This is a genomic window from Altericroceibacterium endophyticum, assembly GCF_009827595.1.
GTDB classification, from domain to species: domain Bacteria; phylum Pseudomonadota; class Alphaproteobacteria; order Sphingomonadales; family Sphingomonadaceae; genus Altericroceibacterium; species Altericroceibacterium endophyticum.
In genome coordinates, this window is sequence record NZ_WTYT01000004.1 from 419,809 (window position 1) to 443,932 (window position 24,124).

Genomic DNA, 24,124 nt, shown 5'->3' on the forward strand with positions numbered 1-24,124 from the left:
CTCTCTGCTGATCAGTGTGTCAGATCAGACTGACACGGCATCACAAGGCGATACGGATACCGGCCTGAACCTTCGCATCCGTATAGTCGTCGCTCACCGTTGCACCGACGCCGAATTGCAGATCGACATTCTTCTGCTTCAGCACAGCGCGCAGATCGAAACGGGCGGCATCCTTGACCCCCGGAGCACCAAACGTATCGAACGTCTGCTGCTGCGCGGTGTAGAACGCTCCGGTGACGGAGCGCTCCGGATCGAAATCGTGGATCCATGCCCCACGCAGCGATGCCACCAGGGAAGACCCTTCGGAAAGCTGCGTTTCACCGCCAATATCCATGCCGAGCCAGCTACGCGTACGCGCCGTACCCTTTGCGGAAATGGCAAGATCAAGCGGCCCGTGACCGGCATTGTAGCCTGGCTCAGCCGTTTCTTCGAAGGCATTCATATCGAGCTGCGTGAAGTCGAGCGCACCGAAGGGTTGAACCTTCAGCTCACCGGCATTGAAGACCCGGGCAATCTGAAGACGGCCGGAATAGCCGTGCAGATTAACATTGCCATAGGCCATGCCGTAATTCGCGACCGACGTGGTCATCGAACGATTATACTTCATGTCGATCCGGCTGTAGAGCAGATCAGCACTGATCGTCCACGCACCCGGATGCATGCCCGCATAGACACCGCCGGTATAGACCTTGACCTTGCCTTCCGTACCAACGCCCGGAACCTTGAAGTCCTGAGGATTGTAACCGAAGGTCGCGCCGATCACGGTCCGGTCATTCGGGCGAATGTCCCAACCACCCTGAATGGCATAGCCATAATTGCGCATGTCATGGCTGCCGTTTGCGCCAGCCAGACGTTCCCGTCCGCCTTGCATGGCCAGCCACAGATTGCCCGAAGGTTCGGAGCGATATTCAGCCGCATAGGGGCCGACACGCTGCTGCAACTGCGTTTCAATCAGGTCATGCGTGGTGGCAATGGCCGAGAACGATGCCGTCTGTCCTGCCGTGATACCTTCCCCGCTCAGGCTGTCATACAGCATGCCGAGATCGTCCACGTTGTCGACAGCGAAGATCGCCGCCGCCGTGGGCGCAAAGGTGTCATTCGGGTTCATCTGGATCGCATTGACCGCGCCGCCCACATTGGATTGCAGACCGGTCAGACCCTCCGGCGCATAATCGATGACATAATTCAGCGATTGCGCATTGGTGGAATAGGTCAGCGCATAGGTAGCCGAAGCGGAAACAGGCGTAATCAGTTCCACCTCATTGGCGGCCGTCACGCCGCCTTCAGCCGTGATGATTGCCAGCTCATGCTCGCCCGTCTGGGCATAGCCCGTATTGAGCAGATTGACGCTGACCGTCCCATCGACAACTACCGAACCTGAAACCAGCACCTGATCCGAGCTGTTCGTCTGGAAATCGAGATCCAGATTATACATGCTGGTTTCCGTCAGGGCGAAATTGCCCATCACGGCCAGGTCAGCAACAAGGCCGACTTCGCCCGGATTGATCAGGCCGGAATTGGTAAAAACGCCGGTGCCGACATTCACGATCGGGCCAGCCAGGAACTGACCACCATCAACATTGGTGAAGCTGTTATCGCCCTCACCCAGATCGATGGAGCCGATAACCAGACCGGAATTGACGATCGTGTTGTTACCGCCTTCAGCGAAGATGACCATGCCATCGTCCCCATCCAGCGTCTGCAGCGTGCCTGCGGTCGTGATCGTATTGTCTGCTCCGCCCAGCAGAGACAGCGCATTGCCGCCCTTGCCGCCGACGATATCGACTTCGCCGATATTCACCGTAATCGCGGAACCACCACCATCACCCTGGCTCTTAACCACCAGAGCGCTGGAACCATCGCCCTGCGTCAGGACATTGGCATTGACGGTCAGATCAACCGTCCCGCCCTTGGCCCCGGCGCCAGAGCCGACCGACTCTGCAACCACACCATCCGCATTCGCCCCGGCGGTGACGATGGCCGAATTGACCACCAGATCAACCGCGCCGCCATCACTGGCCGGCAAAGCCATAGGCGTGATGTCTGCCGGTGCGAGACTTTGCGTCGTCAGTGCAACATTGGGCAGCGCCATGATCGACATTGGGCCAACAGCGACCGGATCAAGGCTGCCCGGTGATTGCGGCAAGTCGCGTGCCGTGATCTGCGGGTTCAGGACCGAGCCAAAGCGATTGGTCGCAACGACAGTTCCGCCGCCGCCGCCGATTGATTGGACGATCAGACCAGTCGAACCGGCTCCGGTGGTGACGATTTCATCATTGATTGTGACTGAAACATCGCCGCCAGTGCCCGTACCGCCGCCAGAGCTGAGCGTGCTGGCAATGTTGGCCCCCACGCTGTTTATATAGCCGCCACCGCCGCCAATCGATTGAATGACGACACCTGCCGCCGCAGCTCCAGTGGTTTGAACCGCAGCATCAAGCACGAAATCAATCGCGCCGCCATTACCGGTGGAACCACCAAGGCTCAGATCGCTCACGACGCCCGATCCACGCGTGTTCTCAATGCCGGTATAACCGCCGCCGCCACCGATCGACTGCAGGATAATGCCGGTTGCGCCGGCCCCTTCCGTAACCACGCTGGCGCTCTGGCGAAGCATAATGTCACCGCCATTGCCGCCCGCGCCGGTGCCACCTGCACCAAGCGAGATGCCATCACCCGACACTTCAAAGCCGTTAAGCGCGGTCAAGGTGTTGGCACCGCCGCCACCGCCGATCGACTGCACCAGCATGCCTGTCGCCAGGCGGCCAGTCGTGCCGATTGCACCGGAGGAGTCGGTGAAGGTAATATCGCCGCCATTGCTGGCCACATTTTGCGAGCCACCGCTATAGAGCGAAACGCTGTTCAGCGTGCCTTCGGCTTCGCCGAGCGCCAGCGTATTCACACCGCCACCGCCGCCGATCGATTGTGCCACCAGGCCCATTGCCGCATGGCCTTCCGTCACGATCACCGCATCATTGGCAATCGTAACATCCGCACCGGAGCCGGCAGAACTGCCCGCACCGCCTGCAACGGCCGCAATAAAGGAAGCTTCGGAGGCAAAGACCACGTCACCCGTGACGCCTTCTGCACCGCCGCCGCCGCCGATCGACTGCGCAACTAGGCCAATGGCACCAGCCCCCGTATTGTAGATCGTGTTACCGTTGGTGACCGTAACCAGATTGCCGTCGCCAATATAGCCACCGGTCGAACCGGAGCGGAGCGTGAGCCCCCCTTCACCGAATTCCAGCGGATCAGGAACGGAGATGGCAGCATTACCGCCGCCCGCGCCAATCGCCTGCGCCAGAATACCATAGGACAAGGCCCCCTGGCTCTGTAGCTGACCACCGGAAATATCGACCACGACCTCGCCCTGCGAGCCGCTGACACCTTCACCCGAGCCGCCAAGCTGCAGAGTTACCGTGTCGAAAGCACCGCTTTGCGCATCAATGGCAAAGACGGACTGACCGCCGCCGCCAGCAATGCTCTGAGCCAGAACTGCGATGGAATCATCAGCTTCGGTAAGGATCGTTCCGGTTGAGATTACCGTCACATCACCGCCATCACCGCCAGCGCCACCCTGACCGCCGAGGACATTCGCCATCGTGCCGCCAGAAACATCCAGCGAACCGGCAAAGCCAGCAGCGCCGCCGCCGCCGCCGATGGACTGGGCGAGCACACCAACCGAGCCCGAGCCCTGAATGATCATGTCGCCACTATTTGTAACGGTGATGTCACCGCCATCGCCGCCTGCACCGCCCTGACCGCCAAGGATCGAGTTCAGGCCGACATTACCCGTCGATACGGTGCCGGTCGCGGAAACCCCGCCGACACCGCCGCCGCCGCCGATGCTCTGTGCAAAAATGCCGTAGGACAGGTTGCCCTGCGTGTTCAGCGTCTTGCGATTTTCCAGCGTCACATTGCCGCCGTCACCGCCATCACCGCCTGTGCTTCCGAGATTATTGGTAATACCTGCGCCGACATTGGCATTGCCGAGCAGCGAATAGCCGCCCAGACCGCCACCGCCGCCCACGCTTTGCGCAAACAATGCAATCGACTGATTGGCACGGGTCTGCACCCGACCGCGGCTAACCACGGAAATATCGCCGCCATCACCGCCAGCACCGCCGCTGGCACCCAGAACCTGCGTCGTTGTTGCATCGGCCGCCAGCGACAGACCGCCGCTGAAGCCACCAGCGCCGCCGCCGCCGCCCACGCTTTGCGCGAAGATGGCCACGGAACCAACACCATGGGTAACCACGTCGCCGACATTGTTCATGGTGATGACGCCGCCATTCCCGCCCGCGCCACCGCTGCCACCAAGAGCGAGCGAGGCATAGGAGCCCGCCGACAATGCACCGCTAACCGCCATGCCGCCGGTACCGCCGCCGCCGCCAACGCTTTGGGCAAAGATACCATAGGACTGGTCGCCCAGAACTTCGGCATTGCCGCCAAACAAGTTTTCCATGGTGATCGCGCCACCGGCACCGCCGGCGCCACCAGAACCACCCAGCGTGTTCGCAAAACCGTCGCCGGCATTAGCGCCGCCGCTCAGGGCAAAGCCGCCCTTGCCGCCGCCGCCGCCAACCGACTGCGCCAGCATTGCGATCGAATTGGCTCCTTCCATGAGAATATATTTGGAATTGGTGATGGCAATCGTTCCGCCTTCGCCACCTATGCCAGCATCGCCGCCAAGGGTCTGGGCAATCGAGCCACCGCCGGAGACATTCAGCGAACCGGCAAAGCCGCCCGCACCGCCGCCGCCGCCAACCGATTGGCCGAACATGCCGACGGAGCTGCCGCCTTGGCCAACGATATAGCCATCATTGCTCAGGGTAACATCGCCGCCAATACCGCCCGCGCCGCCCAGCGCGCCGAGCGTGATATTGACCGTGTCCGCTACACTCAGTGTGCCATTAACGGCCGAACCAGCAGCACCGCCGCCACCGCCGACCGACTGGCCGAAGATACCATAAGACAAATCACCTCTGGTCAGAATGGTGGCATCGGTTGCGTTGGCCAGCGTTACACTGCCACCCGCGCCGCCATTGCCGCCCGCACCGCCAAGGGCGTTGCTGAGTGACGAAAGCCCCGCACCTGCTGCCAGCGAAAATCCGCCATGGCCGCCGCCGCCGCCAACCGACTGACCGAACAGACCAACGGAGTTCGTCCCGTCCGCTTCAATCAGACCGCTATTGGTAAGCGTCACCACGCCGCCAGTTCCGCCATCGCCACCGGCACCGCCCAGAGTAAGTGCAAATGCACTGTCACCCGAACCGGTCAGACTGCCGGAGAAACCGCCAGTGCCGCCGCCGCCGCCAACCGACTGGGCCAATGCGCCTACGGCGGAATTGCCCTTGGTCAGGATCAGACCGGCATTTTCGATGCTGACTGTAGCACCTTTGCCGCCCGCTCCGCCGGCACCGCCACCAATCGCTGACGCGGCATCACCGCTGAGCGAGATGCTGGCCCCCATGGCAAAGCCGCCATTACCGCCGCCGCCGCCAATCGACTGCGCCACGAGACCATAGGCTGCATCGCCTTCGGTAACGATCTGACCATCTGCGCCATTCTCCAGCGTGATCGCGCCGCCATCACCGGCTGCGCTGCCATTGCCGCCAATCGCTTCGGACAGGGCCGTCAAGCTGGCCGCACTGCCATTCAGCGCAAAGCCGCCACTGCCGCCACCGCCGCCGATCGACTGCGCCAGCACTGCGGTTGACCCGGTGCCCAGAGTGTAAATCGAACCATCATTGATGAAGCTGATCGTGCCAGCTGATCCGCCAGTGCCACCGGCACCGCCGATACTCTGATTAGCCGTGGCACCTTCTGCGGAGACACCTGCCCCCAGCGCAAAACCGCCAGAGCCGCCGCCGCCGCCGATCGTCTGCGCCAACACGCCGAACGCCATATCACCTTCAGTCCGGATCTGGCCTTCATTGCTGAGCAGTAGATCACCGCCCACGCCGCCGACACCGGCACCGCCGCCAATCGACTGGCTGACCGAGCTCTCAAGCGTGACCATGCCAGAAGCAGCAAAGCCACCACGACCGCCACCGCCGCCGATGGACTGCGCAACCAGACCATTCGAGCCGATGCCCGTGGTCAGGATGTCGCTGCTCGTCGCAACGGTTACCGTGTCAGCATCGCGGCCTTCACCGCCAACGCCGCCCATGGTGCTCGACAACGCGCCGCCCAGCGACAGACCTGCACTGGCTGATACGCCGCCATTGCCGCCGCCGCCGCCAATCGACTGCGCCAAAATGCCATCGGAGATTTCACCCGAAGTTGCGATCAGTAACGCGTCGCTAGTAACGGTAACCTTGCCAGCCTTACCGCCTGCGCCGCCCTGACCGCCAAGCGCTTGGCTAACACCTGCGGTAGACGAAACATTGCCCGAAAGCGCCATGCCGCCATTACCGCCGCCGCCGCCAATTGATTGCGCAACGATTGCGGCTGCATTGTCACCCATAGTGATCGCGCGGCCTGAAAGCATTTCGACCAGGACATCATCAGCGTCCGAACCTTCACCGGCAAAACCGCCAATGGTGCTAGAGATGGTGCCTTCACCCGTAGCGATGGAGCCTGCAAAGCCGCCATTGCCACCGCCGCCGCCAATCGACTGCGCGATGATGGCATGGGCCGCATCCCCGCCTGTTGCGATGGCCATATCTTCTGTGCTGACGGTTACTGTCCCGGCATAATTGCCGTCGCCGCCATTACCCCCGAGCGCGGCCGAATAACCGACATCGCCAAGCGTTACGCCGCCACTGAAAGCAAAGCCGCCATTGCCGCCGCCGCCGCCGACGCTCTGCGCCAGAATTCCGTGGCTGAATTCGCCATTTGCGCGAACCAGATCTGCTTCTTCATCCTCAGAGACTTCAAAGCCAGTCATGATCTGCCCGGTTTTTGCCGTCACATCGACATGGCCAGCATGACCGCCCGCGCCGCCAGCACTGCCAATCGCCTGTGACAAAGAGCCGAGCGAAGAGGCTAAAGATGCGTTGACCGAGAAACCGCCGTTGCCGCCACCGCCGCCAATCGACTGCGCGACGATCGCCGCGGCATCCATACCATGGGTATAGATCGAACCGTCCTGCGTGATGGAGACCGCACCGGCATTGCCTGCCGCACCCGCGCTGCCACCGACCGTGGAACCAGCCGCGCCAATGGATGCGAAGCTGCCACCTGCGGAGAAGCCGCCATTACCGCCACCTCCGCCGACGCTTTGCGCGTGGATGCCCACAGAGCCATCAGCCAGGATTTCGATTATGCCGGAATTTTTAACCGTCACATTGGCAGAATTGCTGGCTGTACCGCCGCCACCGCCGCCGATATTGCTGATCGCCGCGCCGTCGAGAGATACGCTGCCACCAGCGGAGAAGCCGCCATTGCCGCCGCCGCCGCCGATCGACTGCGCGAGTATTGCGGTCGATTGCAGGCCCTTGGTGACGATAGTTCCGGTACGATCGACATTGACCTCACCGCCGAGTCCACCGCTGCCACCGGCACCGCCAACGGACTGAGTGATTGAGAGGGATTCCCCGCCAAAGCTGCCGCCGGCGGCAAAGCCACCATTACCGCCGCCGCCGCCAATCGACTGCGCATAGATACCGGCAGAGAAATTGCCATCCGTCTGGATATCGCCTTCGCCGAGCACATCAACACGCGCGCCGTCGCCAGCCGCGCCGCCTTCACCCGCACCGACCGAGGTGCTGACCAGGCCGGTCATCGTCGCGCCCAGACCCACAGCGAAGCCGCCATTGCCGCCGCCGCCGCCAATCGACTGAGCCAGAATTCCGTCGGCATCCATACCAGTCGTGACGATGAAACCGTCACGATCGACCTTTACCGCTGCGGCATCGCCGCCGACACCGCCCGAACCGCCAACGCTGTCGGTCGCATTGGTGCCTTTATTGCTTATTCCAAGCGCTGCACTGAAGCCGCCATTGCCGCCACCGCCGCCGATCGACTGCGCGAAGACGCCCTTGGCCAGATTACCTTCGGTGCTGATATTGCCGGTGCCCAGAACCGTAACGATGCCCGCATCGCTGCCTTCACCGCCCCCGCCGGCACCGACCGTGCTCGACATGATTGTCGTGCCCGTGCTGATATTTCCCCCGGCAGAAAACCCACCATTACCGCCGCCGCCGCCGATCGACTGCGCGAAAATCGCATTGGCCGCGAAGCCTTTGGTTCCAATATCACTGTTGGCCTCTACCCATACCGATCCGGCTTTCGAGCCATTGGCACCCAGGCCGCCAGTGATGGAGGATGTCGTTTGTCCCAGATTGCTCATGGAACTACCGGTCGAAAGCGTTCCGCCAGCGGCAAAGCCGCCATTGCCGCCGCCGCCGCCGATGCTCTGTGCGAAGACGCCGTTAGCATTGCTGCCTTCGGTTAAAATCGTGCCGCCGGTGGTGACTTTCACATTCCCAGCCTCGCCGCCGAGCGAACCGGCGCCGCCGCCAATGGAGGATTCGGCATTGCCGCCCATGGCGATCGCCCCGCCGACAGCAAAGGCACCGTCACCGCCACCGCCGCCGATGCTTTGCGCCAGCACGCCGTTGGCGGAATCACCAAGCGTACGGATTCCGTCAAAGGCCGTTACCGTTACATCGGAAGCGTCGCCCCCAGCGCCGCCGCCGCCGCCGACCGAGGAAGCGCCGCTGGTTCCTTCCAGCGTGAAATCCAGATCGACAGAGAAGCCGCCGCTGCCGCCGCCGCCGCCGACGCTCTGCGCGAAGATGCCATTCGCTTTCGTACCTTCGGTATATATGAAGCCGGTATTGTTCACAGTGACGCTGTCACCATCGCCCGCAACACCGCCTTCACCGCCGGTTGAACCGGAATGATCCAGGACCGTTGTCCGCCCGCCGACCGCGCTCGCAACATCGCCGTCCAACCCCTGCTCGCCGGAGAAGTCAGCTCCGATGGTCCAGCCACCATTGCCGCCGCCGCCGCCAATCGACTGCGCCAGAATACCATTTGAGACATCGCCCGCCGTAGCGATCTTGCCGGTATTGGTTACCTTGACAGTAGAGCCGTCGCCCCCGGCCCCGCCAGCACCGCCGACTTGCGTGCTTGCCGCACCGTCTTTGGCCGAGAAACCAGCCCCTACGGTAAACCCGCCGGAACCACCGCCGCCACCGACAGACTGCGCAAAAATGCCATTGGACCCGTTGCCGCCGGTAACGACGCTGTAGCCTTCATATCCTTCCGGCACCTCGCCAGCAGCCTTGACGAGAACTTCCACGGATTTGGAATGGTTGCCGGTGCCGCCGAACCCGCCGATTGCCTGGCCTTCGGACCCGCCTTTAACCGAAACCGAACCATTAATGGCAAAGCCGCCCGAACCACCGCCGCCGCCAACACTCTGCGCAAAGATGCCATGCGAAACATTGCCGGCGGTTACGACGAGGCCGGTGCTTTCGGCATAGACAGTCCCTGCTAGCGCCCCGGAACCACCTTCGCCGGCACTGGAGGAACCAATATTGCCCTTACCGATGGTCACCGCAGCACTCAGGCTGAGACCACCAGTGCCGCCGCCGCCGCCAACCGCCTGAGCGAGAATGCCTGAAGCATTGTTGCCAAGCGTGCTGACAATACCCGTCGAACGCAGATCGACATTGCCGGACTCATTGCCCGATCCGCCCGATCCACCAAGACTGATCCCAACCGCCCGGCTGTTTGACGCGGAAAGCGAGCCGGAAAATCCACCATTACCGCCACCGCCGCCGACTGACTGGGCAAACAGGCCAATGGAGTTATCCCCGCTGGTACCGATATTACCCGTCGAAACGAGGTTCACGTCATCGGCATAGCCCCCCTGGCCACCATCGCCGCCCATGGCCAAAGCGAGTCCAGCACTGTTGCTCCCCGTCGTGAGCGTGCCAGCGACAGAGAAGCCGCCATTGCCGCCGCCGCCGCCAATCGACTGCGCAAGGATGCCGTAAGACTGATCACCCTGCGTTGCGATGTCACCGATGGAGGTTACATCCACGATCCCGGCATAGCCGCCCGTCCCGCCAGATCCGCCAAAAGCGAGCGAGGCGGAGGCGTATTTGGAACCGCTGGCCGCAGCGGCAAAGCCGCCATTGCCGCCGCCGCCGCCAACGCTTTGCGCGAAAATACCATTGGCCATGTCACCTTCGGTAACGATCAGGCCATTGCTTTTTACCAGTACATCATCGGAATGGCCGCCCGTGCCCCCGGCACCGCCGAAGGCCAGCGACGCCGCGCCGTATTTGCTGCCGGAAACAGTGGCCGCGAAGCCGCCATTGCCGCCGCCGCCGCCGATGCTTTGGGCCAGCAGAGCATTGGACTGATCGCCCGCCGTACCGACATTGCCGGTCGAGAGAATCGTGGCTTTGTCAGCATTGCCGCCTTCTCCGCCTTCTCCGCCGAAAGAGAGACCCACCGAACCATATTGGCTGCCGCCGGCGCTGGCAGTCCAGCCGCCATTGCCGCCGCCGCCGCCAATGCTCTGCGATTGCAGCGCACTGCTGAAATCACCGGTGGTCACGATGTGATGGGTCTGCCCCTCTGCCAGCGTACCGCCAGTGCTTTCCAGATAGGATGCGCCGGAATTGCCGCCTGAACCACCGGCCCCGCCGAAGGAGATATTGGCATTGCCATATTGCGCAGCTGACGCGCTGATGGCGAAGCCACCATTGCCGCCGCCGCCGCCGACGCTCTGGACAAAGAGAGCCTGCGAATGATCACCCGATGTCGAGGCATTACCCGTGGAAATCAGACTGGCATTGTCAGAAGATCCGCCGCTTCCGCCCGTGCCGCCGAAAGAAAGTGACATGGCGCCATATTGGCCGCCCGATGCAGCAATAGCGAAGCCGCCATTGCCGCCACCACCGCCGATCGACTGAGCCGTCGCGCCGGTGGAGAAATCGCCTTCTGTGTAAAGATCGCCCGTGCTGTTCACTGTGACAGTGTCGGAGGCACCGCCACTGCCGCCGCTACCGCCCATGGCAAGCGAAACAGCACCTGAAGCGCCGCCCGCCGCACTAATCGCGAAGCCACCATTTCCGCCGCCGCCGCCAACGCTTTGCGCAAAGATGGCGCTCGAATTGTTGCCCAGCGTGTAAAGATTGCCCGTGCTGCCGAGTGTGACCGCACCGGCTTCACCGCCCGAGCCGCCATCGCCGCCCATGGACAGGCTGGCCGCACCGGTGCCGCCCCCGGACGCAGAAATCGTGCCGCCACCATTGCCGCCGCCGCCGCCGACGCTTTGCGCCAGCAGGCCATGCGAACTGTCACCCTTGGTCAGAACATTCCCGTCGCTGGTCAGCTTAACCGTGCCGGAGGTGGCACCCGTGCCGCCGGTGCCGCCAAAGCCGAGACTGGCCGCCCCCGTACCACCGCCGGTGGCGCTGACCGAAACACCGCCATTGCCGCCGCTGCCGCCAATCGACTGGGCCAGAATGCCGGTCGCAGCAGTTCCACGCGTGACGATGTTGCCTTCGGAATCCACGGTGACGTTGCGGCCAACACCGCCCTGACCGCCGCCGCCGCCCATGGAAAGACCAATTGCGCCGGTGCCGCCAAGGCCCGCGCTGACGGACAGGCCGCCATTGCCTCCGCCGCCGCCGATCGACTGGGCGACGATGCCGCTCGCCATATCGCCAGACAGGATGTTGCCATCATCATCTTCGGAGCCGGTTGAAATATCGCCATCGCTGGAAACGCTGACATTCGCGCCAGAACCACCATTAGCCCCGGCACCACCAAAGGCAGCCGTAAGCGCACCCGTACCGCCGACACCGCCGGCAACGGAAACGCCACCATTACCGCCGCCGCCGCCAACACTCTGCGCGAAAATACCGTTGGAATAATTGTCCAGCGTGATCAAAGTGCCGGTGGAATCAACATCCACTCGCGCCGCATCACCGCCATTAGCGCCATTACCGCCGAAGCTTAGATTGCCGGACATGGTGCCGCCACCACCGAGTGACACGGACGTACCGCCGTTGCCGCCGCCGCCGCCAACGCTTTCAGCGAAGATCGCATCGGAGAAAACGCCTTCGGTTTTGATATCGCCTACTGACGTGACATCGACTGCCTTGGCATCATTACCGCTGCCACCTTTGCCGCCGAAGGATCCCCCCAGCGCGACAGCGCCAGCACCGCTGATCGTAGCTGCAATGCCGCCATTACCGCCACCGCCGCCAACACTTTGCGCGAATATACCCTGAGAAAATCCGCCCTTTGTATGAATGTCGGTCGTGCTGCCGACAGTCACCAGCCCGCCTTCACCACCGTCACCGCCAGTGCCACCCAGAGCAATCGCTGCCGCTGCACCGTCAGAGAAAGAAGCTGAACCGGAGAGGCCGCCATTACCGCCGCCACCGCCGACCGCACTGGCGAAGATAGCTGCGGACTGGAAGCCGTCAGTCTCAACCTGGCCGCTCAGACCAATGACAACACTGCCGGCATCGCCGCCCTTGCCGCCACTGCCACCTAAGGAAAGTGACGCCGAACCGCCAATACCCGCCGAGCCGGACAACGCGAACCCGCCATTACCGCCGCCGCCCCCAACGCTTTGCGCCAGCACACCAATTGCGCGGTCACCCAACGTTTCAATTCCGATATCGGTCAGGCCACTGGTCGCGTCGTCACAAGCGCTGTTGGCGTTAATGCAAACATTGCCGCCTTCCCCGCCGTTACCGCCGCTGCCACCGAAGGAGGCCGCAACAAATGCACCGGCAGAAACAGCGCCGCCACCATTACCGCCGCCGCCGCCAACGCTTTGTGCGAAGATCGCTGTTGCATCATCGCCATCAGTACGGGTTGCCCCCGAAAGGCTCATTTTCACGGTGCCGCCGTCGCCGCCGTCCGCGCCGGAACCACCAATGGACAGCTGGCCGCCAGTCGTGCCGCCATTGCCACCGCCACCGCCAACGCTCTGCGCGAAGATGCCGTAAGCGCCGTCACCCTGCGTATCGACAAGGCCGCTATTATTGACAGTGACTTTACCGCCTTGGCCGCCCGAACCACCGGAACCACCAATCGCAACCAGGCCACCAGAAGAACCGCCATTACCGCCGCCGCCGCCGACCGACTGAATGAAGATGCCGTGAGAACTCGTGCCTTCAGTGAAGACGCTACCGGAATTCGTCAGGGAAACATTGCCACCTGCACTCGTGGCTGAGCCTGAACCGCCAATGCCGACCAGACCGCCGCCGCCGCCGCCATCACCGCCGCCGCCGCCGACGGATTGCACGAATATGCCGCGCGCGACATCGCCTTTGGTAGCGACATAGCCCGCATTATTTAATGTGACAGAGCCGCCTTTGCCGCCAGCAGTGCCAGACGCACCCAAGCCAACCAGGCCGCCGCCGCCGCCGCCCGAGCCACCACCGCCGCCGACAGACTGCGCCAGAATACCATCGGCATAGTGGCCAGTGGTCGTGATCTTACCATTTTTATATTGGCGAACAGTGACATTGCCAGCATCCCCGCCGGTGCCGCCTTCTGCGCCGAGCGCAACCAAGCCGCCAGAGCCAGAAGCGTTGCCGCCGCCGCCACCGATTGATTGCGCCAGAATGCCCTTGCCGCCAACACCTGTGGTATCAATAGATCCTTCGGTTTCGACGGTTACATTGCCGCCTTCGCCGCCGCCACCGGATCCGCCGCCCAGCGCAACCAGCCCGCCGGTAACGCCGGCCGAACCGCCGCCGCCGCCCACCGACTGCGCCAGAATACCATAGGAATAGATGCCACCGGTCTTAATTTGCGCACCGTCGCTGACATCAACAGACACACTGCCGCCATCACTGCCTTCGCTGGCGCTGGAGCCCATGGCGACACCGCCGATAGCGACACCCCCATTACCGCCGCCACCGCCAACGCTTTGTGCGAACAGCGCATGGGCGAAATTGCCTGTTGTTTCTGTATATGAGCTGCCGCCTGCAGTGATTTTTACATTACCACCATCACCGCCAGCGCCCCCGGAATCGGTGTCTGCAAACAGACCTCCGCTGGAGCCGCCATCACCACCGCTGCCACCGACAGATTCGGCCAGCACACCGTGCGCCGCCTTACCGTTGGTAATGACTGTGCCGTTCTGATTGACCTGAGCGTTGCCGCCTTTGCCGCCGAAGCTTCCGCCACCGCCGCTGGACACGATGCCATAAGAACCACCGCCATCACCGGCTGATCCGCCCAGACTTTGGGCATACAGACCGATGGAATAATCACCCTTCGTTCTGACAGTACCAGTATTTGTCAGCGTCGCATCACCGCCAACACCCGGCGCACCGCCGCCTTCACCGCCGCCGGAAAATAGAAAGCCATCGCCGCCTTCACCCCCTTTGCCAGAGGATGATGTAACCAAAACGCCGTAGGCATCATGGCCTTCGGTTTCCACCCGTGCGCCGGTGGTGAAGTCGACATCGCCGGCAACACCTGCTTTCCCGCCCTCGCCACCGCTGGCACCAGCATACCCATCGCCGCCATTGCCGCCATCGCCGCCGATACTTTGAACGATAACGCCGGCCACGTTATTGAACGAGGACGTATAGACTTCACCGGTGCCGATTGAATCGGTAATGTTTGCGCCGGTTGCACCGTTTCCGCCGTCACCAGCCGAAAAGAACAGCGCGCCGACACGGCCGTTGCCACCATTTCTGCCGCGACGAACATTGCGGTAAACATCTACGCCTGCCGGCACATCAAAATCGACTTGGGACACCCCGGTCGCATTTGTTGCAGGAGCAATCGAAGCAGCGAATTGCGGAGTTTCTTCCTCTTCAGTCGCGAGGTTTTTGATGGTTACTCCGGTGACCTTGCCATCGTCATTTTTTTCAACGGCCGAAACGCGATAGTTCACATCACCATCATCTTTGGTGGTCACCGTAAATTCCTGCCCGACCTTATCGAGAACAAGAACCGCGTAATCCTGATCGGTGATCACCACGGTCGGCGGCTCAACCGAAACGACCTTTTCCATATTCCCGGTTGCGGGATTGAAAATCAAATCACCTTCTTTGGGGAGTGTGATCGGCGTGGGATCAGCTTCATTATTCTGCTCTGCATCTTGCGCATAGGCTGGTGCCATGGTGACGAGATTGGCCCCCATCACCGCCGTCAAAGCCATCATCGAACTGCCAGCTCTGAACATCAAAGAGCGTCTCAGCGAGCTGTTCCCGTTGGATTCAGAAATCGCTGCCTGATCGATATTTTGCAAAGTAAATCCCCAAAAATTCCTTGGAGGCATTGGGCGATCCCGAACCCAATTCCACCTCCAGAATACGCACTAGTGCTTAGGAGGTAAGAATTGCGTTAACAAGCGTGTTTGTTATATTTTACCCTATGTTAACTATCATTATTATTCTTTTGTTTTCATAGTTTTATTGCATACGCATCAAAAATGCGCAGCCTGCAAAAAGGTTAACCCGCTGGTATATCGGCGGAATATTGGCTGAAGCTTTTTCGCATCTGCAGCTCAAGTTTTCGCCCATCGGGCTATGCGGAAAACCTCTCGTCGAAATAAGTCAGATGGAACGCCTGAAAATGCTAATTCCACACTCAAATCATTACCGGCGATAGCGCGCTGCAATACTCTTTGTTCGTAACCTACGGTCCGAGGTGCAAGCGAATTGGAGAGATGCGCCGACACTGTCATCAGTTAGAGGAACAGAGCGTTGCGGGAATGGGCATAGCGGCCGTGACATAGCCTCTGATCCGTCACCATCCATTGCATTGACAATCAGACGCTCAGGTGCGCGGCCTTGCTCGACCCAAGCCTCAATCGCCGACTGGGTGTGGAATGTGCTGGGCCCCGGCCCGCCGCTACAATGGCCTACACCGGGCGCCAGAAACAAGCGGTAGAAACCTGACGTTTCGGCACCCGATTGCGCCCGAACACGTTGGAAATAATCGATTGAATCCCAGGGACTCACAACGGGGTCGGCCAGTCCGTGATATTCGATCAGCTTGCCGCCAAGCGCGTGAAAGGCGGAAAGATCGGCCGACATGGCATTGATCGAGCCAGCAAGCTTTTCGTCCACGATTTCCATATCGGCATCGAAATCGAAATCCTGCCATTTCCAGTCGAGAGCGAATGCCCAAAAGCGCCAGAAGCTGGCTCTGGCTGGTTGTGACGGATCGGCGGGGTCTGCCCAATATTGGCTCCATCCGGGCAGCGGATAGTGCGCCGGACCAATGCCTTCACTGCCCGGCAACCATGGTGGATAGATGAGCTCACCGCTGCGCGGGTTGCGCGTGCCATCATACATGCGGCGTGCGGCGGCGACCTGCGGCGGCGTGAGACATTGCGCCGTGTCCTGCCCAGGGGAGCAGGCGGCAATTTGCGGATCAAAGCGGCAGGCGAGCGGATCGTCGATATAGGCCGCTCCCCCCAATCCCTTCATCGGGCCATCCTTGCCGCTGCAAATTTTAAGGGCCCAGCGATGCAACACGCGCAGCTTGTCCGGTGTCAGGATCGCGCGAGAAGGGGCAGTTGCCTCATGATTTTGGACGAACTGCCATAGGAAAGCGGCATTAAGATGGGTACGGTTATGGCCCGGTGCACCGGCAACAATCCCGTCAAAGTCGGATGGATAACGTTGCGCCTCCTGCAGCGCCTGATGCCCGCCGGTCGAACAGCCGTCAAAATAGGAATAGCGCGGCGCCGTTCCATAGAAGCGCTCGGTCAGCGCTTTGGCGGTGATTATCGTCTCGTGCACCGCCCGGTGCCCCCAGTCCGCTATTGATTGGGAAAGGCCGATCGCAAAGGCCGGGTCATCGCCCTGATGGCCGGTGTCCGTGGCCGTGACAGCATAGCCTTCAGCCAATGCCTTCGCCATTTGCGCCCTGGGCAATGAAGAGCTGTAGCCGCCGTTGCCAAACATACGAATGCGGTGGTTCCAGCCCGTTTCAGGCAGCCATAATTCAAACCCGATCCGCGATCCCTCAACAGCAGAGATCGCCCCTTTCACCAGGCAATATGTACCCGTTTCGATTTGCTGATCCGGCTCGCCCCATCGGCCGGGAATGTGGAGCGGGCCGGAAGTCGGCAAGGCCGAGACGACGACTGCACCGCCGCCGCTCCCGGTCAGCAGATTCTCGCAGGCGGCATGGCCGGGAACTGCCAGGATCAGCGCCAACAGAAAGAGCGAGCAGCGAGCAAAAATCGTCATTTCATTTGGCCGCCGGTCCAGCGTGCGGCAGGAAGGGTTATCGTTGCTTCGGGGCCAAAGTCGATCGCAGATTTGCCCAGTGCGATACGATATTTACCGGCAGGGCGAACCCAGGCGCCATCCTGCCATTGCGCCAGCAAGCGCGGATCGAAGGAAACTTCCACACTCTTGCTTTCCCCGGCGCCAAGCTCAACCCGTTCAAAACCGAGCAGGCGACGGGACGAACCCCACGGTCCCGAAATCAGATAGATTTGCGCAACATCTGCACCAGCGCGTTTCCCGCTGTTGGTCAGCCGCACAGTCGCGCTCAAGCCATCATCGGCCAGCTTGATATCGTTATGGCTGAAACTGGTGTAGCTTAACCCGAAACCGAAGGGGAAAAGCGGCGCTTCTTTCTGCCGCGCAAACCAGCGATAGCCCACATCCGAGCCTTCAATGTCGTAATCGACATCAAGCGTCTGGCCCTCTTCACCCTTGCCCAGAAAATTCGTCTCGATCATATCGCTGCCGGGCAGAACCGGGCGCGGCAACTGGCCGACATTGGCCGGGAAAGTCACTGGCAGGTGACCCGATGGATTGACCTCACCGAACAGGATCGACGCAATCGCGTCGGCTCCCTCACCCCCAGGATACCAGCTGGCGAGCACGGCCGCAGTCTGGTCCAGCCACGGCATCACGATCGGCCCACCATTTTCAAGCACGACAATCGTGTTGGGATTAGCGGCAGCCACGGCTGCGATCAGATCATCCTGACCATTGGGCAGCGACAGGTCAGGCACGTCCAGTCCCTCGGCCATCCACTGCGTGGCGAAGATTATCGCGACATCCGAACGCCGGGCAGCCTCCACGGCATCGGTGATGTAGCGACCATTGCGGAAACGGATTTCAGCGTCAGGGGCGCGTTCGCGGATCGCGTTCAGCGGCACGGATTTTTGGTAGCTTTGCGACATGAAGCCGGCGAACGGTCCGCTTCCTCCCATCGAAATCGACACCGCAGGCCCTTCACCCAATACTTGCGAGGAGCCACCTCCTGACAATACGCCCGTGTCGGCATAGCCGCCGATCACCGCTATCGTCCTTGCCGTGGCAGACAATGGCAGGGCATCCTTCACATTGCGCAGCAAAACGATGCCCTGCTGCGCGGTTTCGCGTGCAACCGCCGCGTTGGCCTCCCAGTCGATCTTGGCTTTTTCAGCGGGAAAGCGATCAACACCGACCGCATACATGCTGCGCAAGATGCGGTGATTCATGTCGGTCAGTCGGCGGGCATAGACTGGATCGCTCGCCGCCTTTGATCCCAGCATGTCACCAAAAAACACCCGCTCGTCGAGCTGCTCACCGGATTGCTGATCGAGGCCGTGGATCGCATCTGCCAACTTATGAACCGCGCCCCAGTCCGACATCACCCAGCCGCGATAACCCCAATCCGTTTTGAGCACCTGATTGAGTAGATAGTCACTGCCACAGGAATAATCCTGATTGACCCGGTTGTACGCGCACATGATCGATCCGGGGTCGCCGCGTTCAATGGCAATCTGGAACGCCAGCAGATCACTTTCACGCGCCGGTGCATCGCTGATATTGGCGCTCATGAAATGGCGCCCGGTCTCTTGTGCGTTCAGTGCGAAGTGCTTCAGGGTGGAGATCACATGTTGAGACTGGATACCTGTGACTGCCGCCCCGCCGAGCACACCCGACAGCAACGGATCCTCGCTGAAATATTCAAAAGTGCGCCCATTGCGCGGATCGCGCATCAGATTGATACCGCCCGCCAGCAGTACGTTGAAGCCTTTGGCATGCGCTTCGCCGCCAATCATCTCACCAGCGCGGCGCATGAGTTCGGGGTTCCAGGTTGCACCCATCGCGACAGCGGATGGAAGAGCCGTCGCCCGGTCCTTGCGCGCACCTCCGGCCCAGGCCACACCCAGGCTGGCATCGGTTTCGCGCAGCGAGGGAACGTCCAGCCGCGAAATACCAGGAACATAACCGGCACCCAGCACCCCGTCCTCGGGTAGAGCGAAATCCTCGCCCAAAGGCAGCGCCATGATGCCATGAGTCAATATCGTTCGTTCGGCTGGCTCCATCTGATCGATCGTCGCGGCTGCCCGCGCGTCTGGGTCATCATCCTGAGCCACAGCGGGTGCCGCAACAGCCAGCATCGAGAGCGCAAGTAAGGAAACGCGCATATTTACTTCCTTCATAGTGATGGGAAAGGGGCCGCACGGCCGAGACTACCGGGCAATTGTCTGTCCAGTCGTTCGGACAGCCAATGCGCCGCTGAGATGATGTTCGAAAGATCGATGCCGCTGGCAATGCCGCTGCGGCCTAGCATGTAGAGCAGGTCCTCCGTGGCGACGTTACCGCTTGCGCCCGGCGCGAAAGGACAGCCTCCGCTGCCTCCGATCGAGGAGTCCAGGGTCGCAGCTCCTGCCTCCAACGCCACCCAGGCATTGGCAATTGCACTGTTGCGGGTGTCGTGGAAATGCATGCGTAGCGGTATGGCCGGCGCCGCGCTGCGCACAGCAGCCATTAATTGCTGCACATGCCGGGGCGTCGCCACACCGATGGTATCCCCTAAGGCGATCTCATGCGGATGAGCCGCCGCCAGCCGCCGCGCGATATCCGCCACCCGGTCAATCGCAATTTCGCCGTCAAATGGACAACCGAAGGCGACTGAAATCGTGGCCTGGGCCCGCCGACCAGCGGCCCTGGCCATGGTGATGATTTCTATCGCATCCTCAATCGTCTGCTCGGCACTGCATCCCTGATTGGCACTGGCGAAACCATCGCTGGCACAAACCACAGCGCCGATCTCGTTTATTTGCGTAGCCAGCGCGCGTTCTACACCGCGTCGATTGAGGGCCAAGCCGACCCAGATTGCTTCACTATTCTTTGGCAGGCCGGCACATACCGCTTCGGCATCGGCCATTTGCGGGACGCGCTTAGGGTGCACGAAGCTGGCGACTTCAATCCGGCGCACGCCTGCGTCGACGGCTTTGTGGATCAACGCCAACTTGTCCTCAGTCGACAGCAGCCGCGCTTCATTTTGCAAGCCGTCTCGCGGAGACACTTCTACAATTTCGATGGTGGACGGCATGGTCATGGCAGAATTACCCCGAATAGAATAGCCGCCCCGGTCATCAGCAAGGTGAGCAGGAAGAGCCAGAAAAAGCTGTAGCGCTGATGGTCTGCCAGTTCGATGCGCGACAGCCCGATCAGCAGGAAGGTAGCCGGGGTCAACGGGCTGATCGGGAAGCCGGTCGTCATCTGGCCAAGCACGGCCGCACGGCCAATAGACAACGGATCGACACCGGCATGGCCCGCGATGCCGCCCAGCACCGGCAATATGCTGAAATAGAAGGAATCCGGATCGAAGAACAAGCTGAGCGGCATCGACAGCACGGCTACGATCACCGGCATGCTGCTGGCGGCGCCTTCGGGCAAAAGACCCGCGCCCTTTTCGGCGAGCGCCGCCAACATGCCGCTGCCCCCCATGATGCCGGTAAAGACACCCGCAGCAAACAGGATGCCAACCATCATGACCGCGCCCGGGCCATGCTTTTCGACTGCCTCGCGCTGCGCGGTCACATCGGGGTGATTGACCAGCAGGGCCACTATGGTTCCGGCGAGAAAGGCAATCGCCGGAGGCAGCCAGGTCGTCAGCATCGCCGCGATGACGGCAACGACGGTGAGCACATTGACAATATAGCGCCAGCGAATTGGCGGGAGGACATCTTGGTCGGCGCTGTCCAGACTGAGACCGAAGCCATCGGCCTCCTCCGTCTTGCCGATCCGCGACGTTTCACGCCGGCCCAGCCACCAGGAAATGAAAAGCATCGCTGCAAATCCGAAAAGATAGACTGGCACGAGCGGGGCAAACAGGGTCATCACCGGCGTTTCGAGCGCAGTGGCCGCGCGGATGGTCGGCCCGCCCCATGGCAGCATATTGCCCACGCCCGCCGCCATCCCCACTACGCAGGCCAGGAGCCTTCGGTCCATCCTGGCCCGCTCATAGATCGGTAGCAGGGCCGGAATAACGATCATGAATGTGGTCGCGCCCGATCCGTCGAGATGCACGATTGAGGTAAGCAGCGCCGTTCCCAGCGTGATCCGCGCCGGACGGTTGCGGCTCGCTCCGATCACGGCCTTGACCACGGGGGCGAAGAGCCCCGCATCGGCGAGAATGCCAAAGAATATGATCGCGAACAGAAACATAGCCGCCATCGGCGCGACGGTGATGATGCCTGCACTGGCATATTCGCCAATGGCCATACCGTCGCCAAGCAGGATGAGTGCCAGCATCGGAATTCCGGCGAGCGCGACCATCGGCGACAGACGCTTGGTCAGGATCGCCGCCAGGATAGCCAGGATCGTGAGAAGGCCAGCAAGCGCGAGCATTAGTGTATCAGCGCTTCCGCGGCCTTGTTCACGGCCTTGCGCAGCAACATCGTGCGATCCTGGCTGTCGGCCCCCACCAGAACCTGCGTCATCAGCAAAGCGACCGCGTCATGGTCGGGATCGACAAAGAAATAGGTGTTGCCAGATCCTGACCAACCATAGGTGTTAGCGGGCTGCATTCCTGCGGCCGCGCTCTGCGCATCGCCAATTGCAAAACCATACCCAAATGGTGTCTTTTCCGGCCCCAATCCCTCGACATGGGTGCGGGGTAAGAACATGGCGTCCACGCTGCGCGCGCTCAGCAGACGCCGCCCGCGAAACTCACCGCGATTAGCGAGCATCTCTGCAAAATGGAGATAGTCCTCCGCCGTGCTGGCAATCGCGCCGCCGCCATCAAGCAGTCGGTCCGGGTCCTTATAATCGGTATTGTTGCGGTCCTCGATCGCCTCCAAGCCATCCGCCGTAGCGAGATAATTCACAATGAAACGGTCCAGCGCCGTGCCCTGCACAAAAAAGCCCGTGTCACGCATATCGAGCGGATCGAAAATGCGCGTTCGCATGAACCGGTCGAGGCGCATGCCGCTTGCGCGTTCGATAATCGCCCCCAGAACCGTGGTTGAATAGCTATAGGCAAAATGCTCGCCTGGCTGATAGAGCAGCGGTGCCTTGCCAATCCGCTCGACCAGCTGATCGAGCGAGCGCGCCGGAGCGCCGTCACCGGGGTTCCTGCCCACCGGCGTATCCCGCATCACGCCATATTTGCGGTAATATTGATGAACCGGTGTGTTGCCGGTGAAATGATAGGTGATGCCCGACGTGTGGGTGAGCAAATCCCGGATCGTGATCGGACGCGCGATCGGCACGGTCTGCATGTCTTCCAGCGTGCCGCCCGAATAAACGCGCATATCCTCAAATTCGGGCAGGAATCTGGATGCTGGATCGTCAAGCGAAAGCTTGCCATCCTCAGCGAGCATCATGATCGCCACGCTCGTGATCGGTTTTGACATGGAATACAGGCGGAAGATCGTATTCTCGGAGATCGAGGTCCTATCCTCCACATCCTGAAAGCCGACACGGATATCGGCGAGGCTTTCACCGTTCTGTACGATGCGCACGATTGCCCCCGGGATCTGTTTCTGTTTCACCATTCGGGAGAGGGTCGAGCGAAGCTCGCTGACGGCTGCGGCGTCACGCGCAGATGGATTCTGCGTCGCTGATGACGTCGCGGTTTGGGCAGGCATAGCGGTGCATCCTGGCACAGCAATGGTCAGTGCGAGGAGAAAGGCTGCGGCCTTGCGGGCGGGAAACTGGTGCATCAGCGATCCTTTTCCTGGTCTGATGTCTCTTCGTCGCTGCGCACGATATCGCGCTCCAGCAATTCGTCGATCGTGGCCTTGTCATAGCCGATGGCCCGGAGGACTTCTCTGGTGTGCTGGCCCAATGCAGGCGCCAGGCTATCCGGTTGCGACGCGGTGTCATCGGATACCGAGAATGGCGTGCGCACCGATAGCAGCGATCCTTCAGTAGGGTGCTGAACATGCGAGAACATGCCGACCTCCTTCAGGTGCGGATGTTCGAACAGCTCCTCAACACGGTTGACCTTGGCATGCGGGATGTCCCGTTCGCTGAGCAGCTCGATCCATTCGTCGGTCGTGCGGTCCGGCGTGCTCTCCTCGATCACCGCATAAAGCATATCGATATTCTGGCTTCGTTTTACCGGATCGAGCACGCGGGGGTCAGTCGCCAGATCGTCGCGGCCCACCAGCTCGAGAAAACGCGCCCAATGCGTCCCGTTATAGGGAATGATCGACACGAAACCGTCGCTGGTCTTGAATGGTTTGCGATAGGGGGAGAGCAGGCGGTCGTACCCGATACCGCCCAGGGCAGGATCGAAAGTCTTGCCGGCCAGCTGCTCTACCAGCAGGAAAGATATCAGGCTTTCAAACATCGGTGCTTCAATGCACATAGCTCGCTTGCCGCGATCCTCTGATGCCAGCGCGCCAAGTACGGCGATCGCCAGATGGAGTCCGCCCACCTTATCGGCGATGATGGTCGGCAGAAAGCGGGGTTCACCCTGTGCGTTGGCATTGAGGTATGCGAGGCCCGAGGCAGCCTGGATAGTATCGTCATAGGCCGGTTCATTGGCATTGCTGCCGCCCTGCCCGAAACCAGCCGCGTAACAATAAATGATGCGGTGGTTGAAGGATTTCAGCGTCTCGAAATCGAGACCGAGCTTCTTCGCCGAAACCGGACGCATATTATGCACCACGACATCGCTGTTTCGGGTGAGATCCGCCAGCACCTTCCGCCCCTCCGGCGTCTGCAGATCGACCGCGATCGATTTCTTGTTTCTGTTGGTGTTGATGAAGCCCGCGCCGAGTTTTTCCGAACGCCCCGGGCGCACCGATCGAAAGACATCGCCCGTGGGCGGCTCAACCTTGGTCACCTCCGCGCCCATGTCGGCGAGAATTTGACTGGCATAGGGGCCAAGGACGACCGTGGTCAGGTCCAGGACGCGTATTCCTCGCAAGAGAGACAACATTATAACAAATTCCTTTGGCAACCAGCCATCC

Annotated in this window: 7 protein-coding genes; all 7 read right to left on the reverse strand. The window is 61.2% G+C overall.

What is annotated here, in order from left to right:
- Nucleotides 1–40 precede the first annotated feature (40 nt).
- On the reverse strand, nucleotides 41–15,112 hold the full coding sequence (locus GRI91_RS11185; RefSeq protein ID WP_160736742.1) for an autotransporter outer membrane beta-barrel domain-containing protein: 15,072 nt from the start codon (nucleotides 15,110–15,112) through the stop codon (nucleotides 41–43).
- Between the two features lie 436 nt (nucleotides 15,113–15,548).
- Complete coding sequence (locus GRI91_RS11190) at nucleotides 15,549–17,153, reverse strand: tannase/feruloyl esterase family alpha/beta hydrolase (RefSeq protein ID WP_160736743.1); 1,605 nt, start codon at nucleotides 17,151–17,153, stop codon at nucleotides 15,549–15,551.
- Nucleotides 17,150–19,339: a beta-glucosidase gene (locus GRI91_RS11195; RefSeq protein WP_237437800.1), complete on the reverse strand. Its 2,190-nt coding sequence runs from the start codon at nucleotides 19,337–19,339 to the stop codon at nucleotides 17,150–17,152. Before GRI91_RS11195 ends, GRI91_RS11190 begins: the two co-directional genes overlap by 4 nt.
- Nucleotides 19,340–19,350: 11 nt before the next feature.
- Entirely contained in the window at nucleotides 19,351–20,256 is a 906-nt protein-coding gene (locus GRI91_RS11200; RefSeq protein ID WP_160736745.1) for a hydroxymethylglutaryl-CoA lyase, read from the reverse strand.
- Nucleotides 20,253–21,551 (reverse strand): CitMHS family transporter, encoded by a 1,299-nt coding sequence (locus tag GRI91_RS11205; RefSeq protein ID WP_160736746.1) that lies wholly within the window; start codon nucleotides 21,549–21,551, stop codon nucleotides 20,253–20,255. The genes GRI91_RS11200 and GRI91_RS11205 overlap by 4 nt, the downstream gene beginning before the upstream one ends.
- Nucleotides 21,551–22,867, reverse strand: a complete 1,317-nt coding sequence (locus tag GRI91_RS11210; protein WP_160736747.1) for a serine hydrolase domain-containing protein — start codon at nucleotides 22,865–22,867, stop codon at nucleotides 21,551–21,553. Before GRI91_RS11210 ends, GRI91_RS11205 begins: the two co-directional genes overlap by 1 nt.
- Nucleotides 22,867–24,093 (reverse strand): CaiB/BaiF CoA transferase family protein, encoded by a 1,227-nt coding sequence (locus GRI91_RS11215; RefSeq protein WP_160736748.1) that lies wholly within the window; start codon nucleotides 24,091–24,093, stop codon nucleotides 22,867–22,869. The genes GRI91_RS11210 and GRI91_RS11215 overlap by 1 nt, the downstream gene beginning before the upstream one ends.
- Between the last annotated feature and the right edge of the window lie 31 nt (nucleotides 24,094–24,124).